Origin of the sequence: Cucumibacter marinus DSM 18995 (assembly GCF_000429865.1) — a bacterium.
Lineage (GTDB): Bacteria > Pseudomonadota > Alphaproteobacteria > Rhizobiales > Devosiaceae > Cucumibacter > Cucumibacter marinus.
In genome coordinates this window covers 118964-132992 of record NZ_AUCR01000010.1, presented here as the reverse complement: position 1 = coordinate 132992, position 14029 = coordinate 118964, and the positions used below count along the sequence as shown (strand labels likewise).

Annotated in this window: 10 protein-coding genes; 3 read left to right on the top strand and 7 right to left on the bottom strand. The window is 62.3% G+C overall.

The window, feature by feature from the left end; genetic code table 11:
• Window positions 1-3: 3 nt before the first annotated feature.
• Window positions 4-2091, bottom strand: a complete 2088-nt coding sequence (locus G489_RS19580) for a transglycosylase domain-containing protein (RefSeq protein WP_051332413.1) — start codon at window positions 2089-2091, stop codon at window positions 4-6.
• Between the two features lie 334 nt (window positions 2092-2425).
• Here G489_RS19580 and G489_RS0107795 point away from each other — a divergent pair, with 334 nt between their 5' ends.
• Entirely contained in the window at window positions 2426-3028 is a 603-nt protein-coding gene (locus G489_RS0107795; RefSeq protein WP_029041072.1) for a TetR/AcrR family transcriptional regulator, read from the top strand.
• A 38-nt stretch (window positions 3029-3066) separates the two neighbouring features.
• Window positions 3067-3756 carry a DUF1295 domain-containing protein gene (locus G489_RS0107790; RefSeq protein ID WP_029041071.1) on the top strand — a complete coding sequence of 230 codons (690 nt, stop codon included), beginning with the start codon at window positions 3067-3069 and terminating at the stop codon, window positions 3754-3756.
• A gap of 109 nt (window positions 3757-3865) precedes the next feature.
• On the opposite strand, the gene gyrB is transcribed toward G489_RS0107790, so the two are convergent.
• The 6 genes from gyrB to mutM form a co-directional block, all read right to left on the bottom strand.
• Window positions 3866-6325, bottom strand: a complete 2460-nt coding sequence (gyrB, locus tag G489_RS0107785) for a DNA topoisomerase (ATP-hydrolyzing) subunit B (protein WP_029041070.1) — start codon at window positions 6323-6325, stop codon at window positions 3866-3868.
• A 112-nt stretch (window positions 6326-6437) separates the two neighbouring features.
• Window positions 6438-7586: a DNA replication/repair protein RecF gene (gene recF / locus G489_RS0107780; protein WP_029041069.1), complete on the bottom strand. Its 1149-nt coding sequence runs from the start codon at window positions 7584-7586 to the stop codon at window positions 6438-6440.
• Between the two features lie 34 nt (window positions 7587-7620).
• Window positions 7621-8742: a DNA polymerase III subunit beta gene (gene dnaN, locus G489_RS0107775; RefSeq protein ID WP_029041068.1), complete on the bottom strand. Its 1122-nt coding sequence runs from the start codon at window positions 8740-8742 to the stop codon at window positions 7621-7623.
• A gap of 681 nt (window positions 8743-9423) precedes the next feature.
• Window positions 9424-11019, bottom strand: coding sequence for a chromosomal replication initiator protein DnaA (dnaA, locus tag G489_RS0107770; protein WP_245578847.1), 1596 nt, complete (start codon window positions 11017-11019; stop codon window positions 9424-9426).
• 822 nt (window positions 11020-11841) lie between these two features.
• Window positions 11842-12108 (bottom strand): 30S ribosomal protein S20, encoded by a 267-nt coding sequence (gene rpsT / locus G489_RS0107765; RefSeq protein ID WP_029041066.1) that lies wholly within the window; start codon window positions 12106-12108, stop codon window positions 11842-11844.
• A gap of 144 nt (window positions 12109-12252) precedes the next feature.
• On the bottom strand, window positions 12253-13125 hold the full coding sequence (mutM, locus tag G489_RS0107755) for a bifunctional DNA-formamidopyrimidine glycosylase/DNA-(apurinic or apyrimidinic site) lyase (RefSeq protein WP_029041065.1): 873 nt from the start codon (window positions 13123-13125) through the stop codon (window positions 12253-12255).
• 134 nt (window positions 13126-13259) lie between these two features.
• On the opposite strand from mutM, the gene ubiE reads away from it, so the two are divergent.
• The gene (gene ubiE, locus G489_RS0107750) at window positions 13260-14021 is read left to right on the top strand and encodes a bifunctional demethylmenaquinone methyltransferase/2-methoxy-6-polyprenyl-1,4-benzoquinol methylase UbiE (protein ID WP_029041064.1); all 762 of its coding nucleotides are present in this window, start codon (window positions 13260-13262) and stop codon (window positions 14019-14021) included.
• Window positions 14022-14029: the final 8 nt, after the last annotated feature.

The following is a 14029-nucleotide window of genomic DNA, read 5'->3' as shown; positions in this document are numbered from 1 at the left end:
GCGTCAGCCGCCGAACAGATCACGCAGAAAATCACCGATGTTGCGGCGCTGGCGCTGCGGCTGCTCGGCCTGTTGCACTTGCTGTGGAATGTACTGGCCGGGCAGGTCTGCCGGCGCGAGACCCTCATGGGCCTTGGCCATGAACTGGGTCCACAGCTGAGCCGGGAACGAGCCCCCGCCGACGCGCTGGGTCGGACTTGAATCGTCATTGCCCAGCCAGATGCCAGTCACCATGCGGGCCGAATAACCGACAAAGACCGCATCGCGGTATTCCTGGGACGTGCCGGTCTTGCCCGCGATCTGCCAGCCGGGCAGGTGCGCGTTCTTGCCGGTGCCGGCTTCAAGCGCATAGGACAGCATCGAATTCATCATGCCCAGCTTGTCGGGTGCAACGACCTGGCCCGGACCGGCGGGTATGTGGTCGTAAAGCACTTCACCGTCGGCGGTTTCGATCCGCGATATGACATGGGCGATCACGCCGGCACCGCCATTCGAGAAGGGCGCATAGGCGGCAGTGAGCTCCAGAAGAGAAATCTCCGGGGTACCCAGCGCAATCGAGGGCACGGGATCGATCTGGGTGGAAATACCGAGGCGATAGGCGGTGTTGACCACCGCCTGCGGCCCGACATGGATCGCCAGCCGCGCGGCAACCGTATTGAGCGAGTTGGCCAGCCCTTCCCGCATGGTCACGGGGCCGTAATACTTGCCGGAGGCATTTTCGGGCGACCAGCCATTATAGTCGAGCGGCCCGGAATCGATCACGGTTTCGGGGCTGAGACCGGCTTCGAGCGCGGTGAGATAGACAATCGGCTTGAAGGCGGAGCCCATCTGCCGCCGGGCGGTGACGGCACGGTTGTACTGGCTCTTGGCATAATCTGTTCCACCGACAATCGCCTTGACCGTCCCGTCCGGTTCCATCGCCACCAGCGCCCCCTGAGAGAAGCCACGCTCCTCACCGTGCTGGTCAACCATTTCACGCACCAGGAACTCGGCCTGTTTCTGCAGGTCCCAATCAATCGAGGTGTGGACGATGACGTCCTCATCGACCTCGCCGATATAGGACTGCATGAGCGTTTCGACCCAGTCGGCAACATAGTATTCGGCGCCAGCCACGCGGGTACGGATGCGCTTGTTGGGATCGATGGCGGCGGCCTCGGCTTCGTCCTTCGATATATAGCCTTCCTCGGCCATCGCATTGAGGACGACGCGCGCACGCGCGGCTGCGGCTTCCGGATGGGTGTCGGGAGACAGGCGGGACGGCGCCTGCAGGACCCCGGCAAGAATCGCGGCCTCGCCCAGATTGAGGTTGGAGGCGGACTTGCCGAAATAGGTCTGCGCGGCAGCTTCGATGCCATAGGCGCCGCCGCCGAAATAGACCCGGTTGAGGTAGAGCTCGAGGATCTGGTCCTTGTTGTAGTTCTGCTCGAGCCAGATCGCGATCAGGGCTTCCTGGATCTTGCGCTTGATCGACTGCTCGGGGGTGAGGAACAGATTCTTGGCGACCTGCTGGGTAATGGTCGACCCGCCGTGACCGTTGAGCGGATTGCGGCCCTCGCTCACATTGATGCGCATGGCCCCGAGAATGCCGATGGGATCGAGCCCGAAATGTCCGAAAAACCGCCGGTCTTCGATCGCGACGACGGCTGCGGGTACGTAGTGGGGCAGTTCATGAATGGCAACGGCCTCTCCGCCCATTTTGCCGCGATTGGAGATCAGTTTTCCATTGGTGGCGACGATGCGGATATTGGCGGGCCGTTCGGGAACCGCCCAGCTATCGGAATCGGGCAGCTGAAAACCGTAATAGGCCACGATGCCGGCAACGATGATCCCGGCCCACACGCCAAGCACCACGCCCCAGTAGAACAGCTTGCCGATAACGCGCCCGAGGGTGAGCGGCTTTTTCTCGCGCCCTTTGCGGGTTTTCTTGCGGGTGCCGGTTTTGCCCCGCGGGGGTTTCGCGGCGCCTTTTCCCGAGCCTTTGGCTGGCTTGGCGGGCTTTGCGCTCTTGCCGCCTCGGCGTGATTTGCCGCCGGCGATGCGATCGTCGGCGGTCAGACCGATATCCAGCGCGCTGCGCGATTGTCCTGCCAAGGCCTGTGTCTCCGGCGATGATGAGAAGGCGGCGCGCCTGCCGGCGCCGCGGTGGACCCGGTCATAACGTTAAATGTGGCTGGTTTAAGGGCAGGTTACGGGCCGGATTTGCAGATCGGCCGCATTTGCCCCCGGTGTCGGGGTCAGCACATCAGAACACCGGCCCACTGAGGATTTGGGGCCACAGGATCATGTCTCACCCCCCCTTGAACTCCCTGTCATCCAATGTTACATACAGACCGGTCGGTCGGTCTGGGGGTTGAACGCTATCTCACCCCACCGGCCTTCAGCGCTGCCCGGGCCATTTGGCAGCCAGACGTGAAAGGAATGCGGCATGACGACTGAAAAGGACACGGAACGGCCTCCACGGGAGAAGCTGCTCGAGGCAGCAGCCGAGTTGTTCGTTGCCCATGGCTATGACGGCACGGGGCTGAGCGAGATCCTCAAACAGGCCGGGGTCTCCAAGGGCGGATTCTACCATCACTTCCCCACCAAGCTGGCGCTGTATGACGAAGTCATCCAGCGGTTTTTTCCGTTCCCGTTTTCCGATTTCGATTGGGAGGCGCATACCGACCTCACCGTGCGGGAACAGAAGCGCGCGATCGATGGCTATTACGCCCAGGTCGTCGTCAGCGCCAGCACGCTGAGTGGCGGACCGACGCGCGCACTTTCACTGTTCTTCGACAGTCTCGACCGGTTGCCCGCCTATCGCGAAAGCGCCCGGGATGCCTATCGCAAGCTTGTCCATGCGCTGGCGGTTGCCGTGGAACGCGAGGGGACGGCGTGGCCCTCCGCCTGGGCTGAGGCGGTGCGGTTTATCGCCGAACAGGAAGGCGGGCTTTACCTCTGGGCCGTGACCGGCGGGCTGGCGCGTCCTGAAGATCCTGCCCGCCCCGAAGACCCGGCCCGTCCAGAAGATCCTGCCACTTATTCCTAGGCAAACGACAAAACCAAGTGTGACGAAAGACTACACCCATGGACCTTTACGCAGACAAATCCGCTTCGGTGCCGCAAAAGCTGTCGATCACCGCCATCGAGGCGGCAATCCTGCTGCTCTCTGGCTATGTGCTGTTCGGGCCGGGTGGCGAGATGATTTCGGGTTGGTTCGGCTGGCCGCAATTCGAAACCATTCCCGCCCGGCGCTATGTGATCTTCGGGTTCTCCGTGGTCATCCTTTTGCGCATGGCCTTCACCATGTTCTACCTCATGAAGCGGACCATGCCCTGGGCCGAAGTGTTCTCCGTCCCGGCGGCCTTCTCGCTCTATTATCTCGGCTTCGCCATTGCCGTCTTGCCCTCGGATGCGCCGCTCGGGTGGATCGATTATGCCGGCATCGCACTGTTCGCACTGGGCTGTTATCTCAACACGGCCTCAGAACTTGACCGCGACCGGTTCAAGAAAGACCCGGCCAACAAAGGCAAGATCTATTCCGGCGGGTTGTGGGGGCTCTCCATGCATATCAACTTCTTCGGCGATATCGTGTGGATCACCGCCTATGCGGTCGTCGCGCAGTCGCTTTGGGCCTGTGCGATCCCGCTCCTGGCTGTGGGCTTCTTCGCATTTTACAATGTGCCCATGCTCGATGCGCATCTGGCGAAACGCTATGGCGACCAGTTCACGGCCTATGCAGCCCGCACCAAGAAGCTCGTGCCCTTCGTCTGGTGAGGGCCAGCCATGACAGTAAAACGCCGCGCGGGCGATAGCCGGCGCGGCGTTTGTATCTGCCGGGTGGAGACCTGTTGTGGTCGGGTGCCCACGCCGCCTCGAAACGCTTCTAGATATCGAGGTTGGCGACGTTGAGGGCGTTTTCCTGGATGAATTCGCGGCGCGGTTCGACAAGATCGCCCATCAGCTGGGTGAAGGTCTCATCGGCCACGTCGGTTTCGCGCACATGCACCTGCAACAGCGTGCGGGCGTCGGGATCCATGGTGGTTTCCCAAAGCTGGCCGGGGTTCATTTCGCCCAGGCCTTTATAGCGCTGGAGATAGATGCCCTTGCGGCCGAACTTGGTCAGTCCCTCGAACAGGGAGAACGGGCCGAAGACACTTTCGGTCGTGTCCTTGCGCGCAAGCTTTGGCACACCGGCATAGATTTCCTCAAGGGACGCGGCGAGCTGGCGCAGCTTGCGCGCATCCGCCGAGGCAATCAGCGCGGCGTCGATCTTATGGGTCTCGGTGACCCCGCGAATAGTGCGCGAGAAGACGAAACCGCCCTCGCCATCGCTTTCCCCGATCCAGCCCTGTTCGGTCTCCGCCGAGACCCGGTCGAGCCGGCTGGCAATGCGCTCGGCCATGGCCGTCACCGCCTTGTCATCGGCCAGCTTTTCCGGATCGAGCCCACCCACGATCAGCGCCTGTTCGACGATCGAGCGGTTATATTTGAGATTGAGCAGTTCGATCTGGTGCACCAGATCGCGCGCCTGGCCGACAATGGCGCGCAAATCGGCGCCCGCATGGGCCACGCCTTCGCGGGTGGTCAGCACCGCATCTTCCGTGCCGAGATCGAGGAGATAATCCTCGAGCGCCCGCTCGTCCTTCAGATAGCGCTCGGAATTGCCGCGCCGCGACTTATAGAGCGGCGGCTGGGCGATGTAGAGATGGCCGCGCTCGATGATCTCGGGCATCTGCCGATAGAAGAAGGTCAGCAGGAGCGTGCGGATATGGGCGCCGTCGACATCGGCGTCCGTCATGATGATGATCTTGTGATAGCGCAGCTTGGAAATATCGAACTCGTCGCGCCCGATGCCGGTGCCCATGGCCATCACCAGATTGCCGATCTGGTCGGAGGTCAGCATTCGGTCGAAACGCGCGCGCTCGACATTGAGGATCTTGCCGCGCAGGGGCAGCACGGCCTGGGTGCCGCGGTCACGGCCCTGGGTGGCGGAGCCACCGGCCGAATCACCCTCGACCAGGAACAGTTCGGACTTGGCCGGATCCTTTTCCGAGCAGTCCTTCAACTTGCCGGCGAGATAGGTGACATCGAGCGCGGTCTTGCGCCTTGTCAGCTCGCGCGCCTTGCGCGCCGCCTCGCGGGCTGCGGCAGCCTCTGCGACCTTGGAGACGATCTGCTTGGCTTCGTTGGGATGCTCCTCGAACCACTGGTTGAGCCGCTCATTAACGACGCTTTCCACCACCGGACGCACTTCAGAGGAAACCAGCTTGTCCTTGGTCTGGGAGGAGAATTTGGGGTCCGGCACCTTGACCGAAAGCACACAGGTCAGCCCCTCACGGCAGTCCTCACCGGTCATCGAGACCTTTTCACGCTTGGTGATGCCGCTAGATTCAGCATATCCCGACACCTGGCGGGTCAAAGCGCCACGCAAGCCGGCGAGATGGGTTCCGCCATCACGCTGGGGAATGTTGTTGGTGAAGCACAGGACATTCTCATGGTAACTGTCGTTCCACCAAAGAGCCAGTTCGACGGTGATACCGTCGCGTTCCGCGTTGATCGCGATCGGGGTTTCGATCAGCGGGGCCTTGGCCTTGTCGAGGAAGCGCACAAAGGCTTCCAGCCCGCCCTCATAATAAAGATCGACTGAACGCGCCTCGGCATGGCGATTGTCGGTCAAAAGGATGTGCACGCCGGAATTCAGAAAGGCCAGTTCGCGCAGCCGGTGCTCGAGGGTGCCGTAGTCGAATTCGGTCATGGTGAAGGTTTCGGACGAGGGCATGAAGCTGACCGTCGTGCCGGTTTCGTCCCCGGCATCCCCAACTTCCTTGAGTGGGGCGTCGGCATTGCCGTGGGTGAAGGTCATTTCGTTGACCTTGCCCGCGCGCTTGATCGAGAGCTTGAGCCAGCTTGAAAGCGCGTTGACCACCGACACGCCCACCCCGTGCAGGCCGCCGGAAACCTTGTAGGAATTCTGATCGAATTTTCCGCCCGCATGCAGTTGGGTCATGATCACTTCAGCCGCCGAAATCCCCTCGCCTTCGTGGATTTCGGTAGGGATGCCGCGGCCATTGTCGGTCACGGTCGCCGACCCATCGGCGTTGAGGGTTACCGTGACGAGGTCCGCATGGCCCGCCAATGCCTCGTCAATGGCATTATCGACCACTTCATAGACCATGTGGTGCAAGCCCGAGCCGTCATCGGTATCCCCGATATACATGCCAGGCCGCTTTCTCACCGCATCGAGGCCCTTGAGAACCTTGATGCTTTGCGCGCCATACTCGCCGTCGGCTGGGGCCTGGTCGGGGGTCTTTTCCGGGGTGTCTTGGCTGGTGTTCTGGCTCATGCTCGAATCAGTCGGTTAAACACGGTTTCAACCTATCCCTTTTGGCCCGCAAACCAAAGCGCGGCCGGGCTTTTTCATTCGGTTTCGACAAGGTTTGGCAAGGGTGTCGCCCTCACGGCATCGGAGTGAGCCGCGCATCCTCAACCCGGACCCGCAATGCACGGTCGCCCAGTGCCTCGAACAGGATCGCATCGGTGCCCGTCATCACGCATTGAACACCCAGTTCGTCGAGCCTGTCGAACAGGCCGGCGCGACGGTTTTCGTCGAGATGGGCGGCGATTTCGTCCAGCAGCAGGATCGGCGGCAGACCCGACATATCGGCGACCAATTGGGCATGAGCAAGGACAAGCCCGATCAGCAGTGCCTTTTGTTCGCCGGTCGAGCACAATCTGGCCGGCACGCCCTTGCCCAGATGCCCAACCTCAAGGTCCGCCCGGTGCGGGCCAATGGTCGTGCGCCCGGCAGCGCGATCAATGGGCCGCGCGGCGCGCCAGGCCTCGATATAGCCGGTTTCGAGCGCACCCGACTGAATGGCATCGGTTTCGAACGGCTCGAGCCCGGAGAGATCGACCGTGGCGGCAGGAAACGGACCCGCATCCCCGGCAGCAGCCAGGAGCGCCGCGAGATGCCCCAGCGTATCGGCCCGTGCAAAGGTGACGGCCGTTGCATGAGCCGCCATCTCGGTTTCAATCGCATCGAGCCAGGCGCGGTCAGGGTTTTCGTTCAAAAGCCGATTGCGCTGGCGCATGGCGCGTTCATAAGCGTTGAGAGAGGCGGTGTGGCCGGGAATGAGAGTGAGGACCAACCGGTCGAGGAACCGCCGCCTGTCGCCGGCAGGACCGGTGAACAGCCCATCCATAGCCGGGGTCAGCCACATGACCCGGATATGCTCGCCCAATGCCTCGACGGCGCGCGCATCGGCACCGTTGATGCGCACCCGGCGCGGTTTGCCGAGACCATCAGGGCTTTGCCCGGTCCCCAGATCCACCGGACCCGCCGGCGTCTCAAGGGTTGCGGCCACGGCCCAGCCGCCATCGGAGCCCGCCTGTGTCAGGTCTTCGAAGGCGGCGCGCCGGAGCCCCCGGCCTGGCGCCAGCAGCGAGATCGCTTCCATCAGATTGGTCTTGCCGGCACCATTGTGCCCGACCAGCACCAGATGGCGCGCGTCGAGATCGAGCGCGGCGCTCGTATAGTTGCGGAAACCGGTCAGCCGCAGCCGGGTCAGATAGCGGCTCGGCGGCGTGCGGGCGGGTGCGGACATCTATGGACCGTTGAACGGTCCTTCAGCGTGCGGGCTAAACCCGCATGGGCATCAGGACGTAAAGCGCGTTGGTTTCGGTGTCGGCCTCCACAAGGGTGGGCGAGCCGGCATCGGAGAAGCGGAAGACCGCGGAATCGGTGTGGATCTGGTCGATGATGTCGAGGAGATAGCGGGCATTGAACCCGATCTCGAAGCCTTCGGCCTCGAACTCGACCGGCAGCTCCTCGCGCGCAGTGCCGTGATCGGGATTGGTGACGGTGAGTTCCAGCAGGCCTTCGCTGAGCCCGAGCTTGACCGCGCGCCCGCCACGATCCGACGCGATGGTCGACACACGGTCGACCGCCTGTTTGAAGCTGGCCGTGTCGACGACCATGCGCTTGTCATTATGCGCCGGGATGACGCTCTCATAATCGGGGAAATTGCCCTCGATGAGCTTCGAAAGCAGCACCACGCCGCCGACAGCAAAGCGGATCTTGGTCTCGGAGACCTCGATGGCGACCTCGGCATCCTTGTCGTCGAGGAGCTTCTGGGCCTCGGCGACGGTCTTGCGCGGCACGATGATCGAAGGCATGCCCTCGGCCCCGGCGGGGGCCTCGGCCTCGGCACGGGCGAGGCGGTGACCATCGGTCGCGACGGCCCGCAGCAAATTGCCGTCGTCCCCCGACATGGTGTGGAAGAAGATACCATTGAGATAATAGCGGGTCTCTTCGGAAGAGATCGCAAACTGGGTGCGTTCGATCAACTCGCCCAGAAGCCCGGCCTTGATGGCAAAGGAGTGGGTGAATTCGCCGGATTTGAGATCGGGGAAACCGTCCGCCGAGAGGCAGGCCAGGTTGAAGCGCGAGCGCCCCGAGGTCAAAACCATCTGCTCGCCGCCACCCTCGGTTTCGAGGCTCACTTCGGCGCCGTCAGAAAGCTTGCGCACGATTTCATAAAGCGTATGCGCGGGCACAGTCGTGGTGCCGGCGACCGAGACCATGGCCGGCACGGATTCGGTCATTTCAACGTCGAGATCGGTCGCGCGCAGATCGAGCTGACCGTCATGAGCGGACAGCAATACGTTCGACAGAATGGGATAGGTATTCCGCCGCTCGACAACGCGGTGCACATGCCCCAGCGACTTCAACAGGTGGTTGCGCTCCAGCGTGACCTTCATGATGGACTCCGACGTTAAGGCATGTCCGGGGACCCACGCAGACGCCTGCCGCGCGAGGTCCCGACGACCGGGTGAGGGAAGTTACCCCAGAACAGCCAAATTACAAGGGTCAGCGCCCGGCTGGCCACAAAATCTCTGGGTATCGGGTGGAATGGCGCCGGAGGTGGCGGCAATTGACGGTCTGACGGCCTTCCCGCGGGCCGCCCGCCGTATGAAGACCGGGGCACAGCGCCCCCAATTTCGTGCTGCACCCCGGCCCGGCCTGCCAGCGGACTAAGCCGCACCAACAGCAGGCGCGACCGAAAACAGGGCCTGTGGCCCCTCAACGTTGTGCCGCAGCTTATGGATGCCGCGTTGCTGGCGGTTCCCTCAACAATGGAAGGCGCCTCTTCCCCTGCTCCCGATCCGGGAGAGCGCCGGGCCCGCGTCGATCCCGACCCGGCCCGGTATTCTTGAATTTCGATCCTTCGAGCGGCCTTGCGAGCATGGCCGTCAAGGCATCGTTCGTCGGTTCGCGTCCGACCCTTCGAGCATAGCTCTCAGGGTTTCGAACCTAGAAAGACTCCATCGGAGCCTTTCTGCCTGTCGGTTCGGGCCCGACCCTTCGAGCATAGCTCTCAGGGTGTTCGTCGCTGCCAAGGGGCCACCGGACCCTTGGCTCAGGCTACGCCCGAACGCTCCTCACTCCTCGATCATTCTTCTGAGGAGTTCGACTTCCTGGGCGAACCCGGTGTCCTCGCCCATGAGCTGTTCGATCTTGCGCACGGCATGCAGGACCGTTGTGTGATCCCGATTGCCGAAGCGGCGACCGATCTCGGGCAGCGACCGCGAGGTCAGTACCTTCGACAGATACATCGCGATCTGGCGGGGCCGGACCACCGAACGCGAGCGGCGCGCAGAAAGCAGGTCGGGCTTTGACACCTTGAAATGCTTGGCAACCGCGATCTGGATATCGTCGATCTTGATGCGGCGGCTCTCACGCGACCGGATGAGATCATGCAGGGCCTTTTCCGCCAGTTCGATGGTCACCGGCTGGCCGGTAAGCTGATTGGCGGCCACCAGCCGGTTGATGGCGCCATCGAGATCGCGGCCATGGCTGGTGATCTTGCGGGCCACATAGTCAAGCACCACCGGGGGAATGAAGAGGCCCGGGAAACGCTGGGCCGCCTGTTCGGCGCGCTTTTGAACGATGGCGCGGCGCAAATCGGCGTCGAAGCCCTGAATGGGCACGACCAGCCCGCAGGAGAGACGCGAGCGCAGGCGCTCATCGAGAAGTTCGAGATCGGCCGGGGCACTATCGCCGGCAACGACCACCTGCTTGGCACCGGTCAGCAGCGCAGAGAGCGTGTGCCCGAATTCGGTGACCACAGACTTGCCTTGCAGGAACTGCATGTCGTCGATCAGCAAAAGATCGATGCCGCGCAGCCATTCCTTTAGCCCGATAGCGGACTGGCGCTGCAGCGCGCTGACGAAGTGGTACATGAAGTGATCGGCGGTCAGATAGACGATGTTGCGCGACCGGTCGGCGGCACCGGCCGCCCAGGCGACGGCGTTGAGCAGGTGGGATTTGCCCATGCCAACGCTCGAATGGATATAGAGCGGATTGAACGCGACGGTATTGTTGAGCGAAGCGTGGGCAACCTGCCGGGCCGCGGCGAGCGCCATCTGGTTGCCTTCGCCGGCGACAAAGCTCTCAAAGGTCATCTTGGGCTCGAGTGCAGAGCCGGAAAGCGCATCCTCGGCAGTCGCGGGAGCGGGCTTGGCCTGGGCCTTGAGCGGGGTGACCTCAGCGGGTCGCGGCGCGGTCGCGGTGCGTTCTTCAGCCGGCTGGCTGAGGCGCTGGACCGGCTGGCCGTTGACCCTCACGGTCACATGCAGGCGGGTAACGGCATCGGTTTCGGCGGTGAAGGCATCGAGGATCTTGTCGCGATAGTTCGACATGATCCATGAGCACAGAAAGCGTGTGGGCACGGAGAGGTGCGCGATGTCGTCGTGGATCTCTTCGAGCTCGAGCCGCGCAAACCAGGAATTGAACACATCTTCACCAACGGCGACCCAGAGGCGCTTGCGCACCCGGGTCCAGAGCGTCTTGTGATCGCCTGCGCCGCGGCCGCCCGGCGCTTTCTTGGATGCCGGCCTTGATGCCTTGCCAGATCCATTGCCGGATCCATTGCCGGCCGCGTTCTGGGACGGTTTTTCAGACGGGGAACCGGACCCGCCAGCCTTATCCGCCGACACTGTTGCCCCCATGTGGGTTACCACCTGATTTTCGATCATTGCGTTCTTCATCATTTGCCCCTTTTGCCGCCTCAAACGGGTCTTGATGCCCGCCTTTTCGACCAGCGTTGATGTTGCCCCCGGAACACCGGACACGACACATCCACGCGCAGCCGTAACCACGCCACATTTATTGAATTATTGTAAGAAGATGTGCCGCTTGATTGGACCCGGAAAGCATAACTCCCCGGTTCGGATAGTTCTTATTTACAATGCATGAAGACGGGTTGGGTCAAGACTGTTATTCGAATACTTGCTATCCGGAACAGACGCCTTGAGCGACCGCATATCTTCATCCCCCAACTGAATTTGCGGACCGTTTTTAGTGGTGGACCGCTGCTCTCTTGTTGCTTTCAGCCCGGCCATATTAGGGCGCTCAGAATGGCCTTGGCAACCGCGGAATCGCGCAAAATGGGGCTTGACTCTGACGGGGCTTTTTGCGCCCGGGGCTGCCGGTTAAACCTTCAAAAAATAACGGTATGTGAATCCTTTCAGAATCGGTTCGGAGTGAGATTGAGGGCCATCGAAAAAAATTTTACCCGGACCCCGATTCCGGCTCTGGCAAGGACCCGCGACCGCGGCCTGGCGGTGCCCAGTTTCTATAATTGCCCGAAAGCACTTTCGAATTGCCGCCTGTGACTAAACTGCGACAGTTTTGCGACAGGGCTGAAACAAGGCATGCGACAATCGGCGCAGCCTGATCTGCGGTCTTTGCTGGAACCGGTCCGCAGGCAACCGGACACAAAAATCCCCGCGCGGCGGGCGGCCTGCGCGGGGATTGAAACGCTTGGAGCTGTTGCCCCCGTACTGAAGTTCTGGCCCTCAGGCGCTGATGGTCTTCAGACGGCGATTGAGGCGCGAGATCTTGCGGGCAGCGGTGTTCTTGTGAACCACGCCCTTGGTCGCAGCGCGCATGATCTCGGGCTGGGCTTCCAGGAAAGCTGTGCGAGCGCCATCGGCATCACCCTTGGCCACCGCTTCTTCAACGCGGCGGATAAAGGTGCGCATACGCGACCGACGGGCCTTGTTGACGTCGGTACGGCGCTGGAGCTTGCGAACGGCCTTTTTCGCCGAAGGTGTGTTGGCCATCTTAGTCCTCGTGACACTGAAGGGGCGGCGCGGGGTGGATCCCGGGGCGCTCGGCCCAAACAAAAGCGGCGGCACCGGTGCCGCCCAAAAGCTGGCGCGCTTTATAGTCGGGCGTCCCCAAGGCGTCAACCGCAATATGCGCGCTCATTTCTGGCAGCGCGGGCAATAGAAGGTCGAGCGGCCCGATTGCACGATCCGTCGGATGGTACCGCCGCACCCTTCGCGCCGGCAGGGCTCCCCCTCTCGATCATAGACCGAGAAGGAATGCTGGAAATAGCCAAGCTCCCCATCGGCATGACGAAAGTCGCGCAGCGTCGAGCCGCCGGCGACAATGGCCTCGCCGATCACCTCGCGGATGGCGGTGACCAGCCGCTCAAGGGCCAACCTCGGCTGGCCGGCCTTCGTAACAAGAGTGTGTGCCTGTCTCCGCGGATCGATGCCGGCCCGCCAAAGCGCCTCGCAGACATAGATATTGCCGAGCCCGGCGATATGGCGCTGGTCGAGAAGAGCTGCCTTGATCGGTGTACGGCGCCCGGCGAAACGCAGGGCGAGATGGGGGGCGGACAGCGCATTGCCCAAGGGCTCGGGGCCGAGGTTCTTCAAATGCCGGCTGGTCTCTGGATCATCCAACAAATCCATATAGCCAAAGCGCCGCGGATCGGAATAGGCGAGGGACACCATGCCGTGGGCCGGGTGTTCGAGGACCATCTCGACATGACGGTGGGCGCCTGCCGGCGGATGGTAGCGGGCAATGTCGAGATCGATGGCGGCAGTCAAAAAACTCCCCGTCATGCCCAGATGAGTCAGCCAGGTCTCCCCTGAAGAGAGCGGGAACAGAAGGTATTTCGCACGTCGCCGCGGCAGGCCGATGGTCTGACCTTCGAGCCGATGGGCAAAATGCTGCGGAAAGGGGAATCTGAGATCGGGCCGATTGAGGGTCACCGCGCGGATCACTGCCCCCTCGAGGAAGGGGGTAAGACCGGCGCGTACCGTTTCCACTTCGGGCAGCTCAGGCATGGTATCGCGCTCCCTTATGCGCGTGTTTACCGGTCAGAAATTGCCGCAGTCCGCGCGCATGGATTTGCACTGCAGCTTGCAGTAAGGTGCCGGCGCGCCGGCCCAACCGGCGGCAATCACCCCATAAAGGCGCCATGACAGAGACTGAAACCACCCATTTCGGCAACAAGGATGTTGCGCTAGAGGACAAGCAGGGCCTTGTCAACGCGGTCTTCCACTCGGTCGCAAACCGCTATGATCTGATGAACGATCTGATGAGCGGCATGGTGCACCGGCTCTGGAAAGACGCCATGGTCGCCCGGCTGGCGCCGCCCCGCAGCGGCTCGCGCGAATACCGCGTTCTCGATATGGCGGGCGGCACCGGGGATATCGCCGAACGCATCCTCAACGCCTCGCACGGCTTCGCCAAGGTCACGGTGTCCGACATCAATTCGGGCATGCTGGCAGTGGGGCGCGAGCGGGCAAAGGAGTGGCGCTTCGGCGCAGGGGCCGAGTTCGTCGAGGCCAATGCCGAGGAACTGCCTTTCGAAGACGAAAGCTTCGACGCCTATACGATTGCCTTCGGGATCCGGAACGTGCCGCGCATCGACAAGGCACTCGCCGAAGCCCATCGGGTTCTCAAGCGCGGAGGCCGGTTCCTCTGCCTTGAGTTTTCCAAGCCCGACATGCCGGTGCTCGATGAGGTCTACAAGGTCTTTTCCGATGAGGTGATCCCGCGGATCGGCCAGACGGTGACCGGCGACAAGGAGAGCTATGTCTATCTCGTCGAGAGCATCCGCAAATTTCCTGAGCCCGCGGCCTTTACCGCAATGATCGAGAAGGCCGGGTTCAAGCGGGTGACGCATACACCCATGTCGGGAAACATCGCCGCGCTGCATGCGGGCTGGAAACTCTAAGGACGCTG

Bases quoted from the DNA above. Each gene is read 5' to 3' on its own strand.
- G489_RS0107795 (WP_029041072.1), top strand. From the start codon at position 2,426: ATGACGACTGAAAAGGACACGGAACGGCCTCCACGGGAGAAGCTGCTC.
- G489_RS0107790 (WP_029041071.1), top strand. From the start codon at position 3,067: ATGGACCTTTACGCAGACAAATCCGCTTCGGTGCCGCAAAAGCTGTCG.
- gyrB (WP_029041070.1), bottom strand. From the start codon at position 6,325: ATGAGCCAGAACACCAGCCAAGACACCCCGGAAAAGACCCCCGACCAG.
- recF (WP_029041069.1), bottom strand. From the start codon at position 7,586: ATGTCCGCACCCGCCCGCACGCCGCCGAGCCGCTATCTGACCCGGCTG.
- dnaN (WP_029041068.1), bottom strand. From the start codon at position 8,742: ATGAAGGTCACGCTGGAGCGCAACCACCTGTTGAAGTCGCTGGGGCAT.
- dnaA (WP_245578847.1), bottom strand. From the start codon at position 11,019: ATGATCGAAAATCAGGTGGTAACCCACATGGGGGCAACAGTGTCGGCG.
- rpsT (WP_029041066.1), bottom strand. From the start codon at position 12,108: ATGGCCAACACACCTTCGGCGAAAAAGGCCGTTCGCAAGCTCCAGCGC.
- mutM (WP_029041065.1), bottom strand. From the start codon at position 13,125: ATGCCTGAGCTGCCCGAAGTGGAAACGGTACGCGCCGGTCTTACCCCC.
- ubiE (WP_029041064.1), top strand. From the start codon at position 13,260: ATGACAGAGACTGAAACCACCCATTTCGGCAACAAGGATGTTGCGCTA.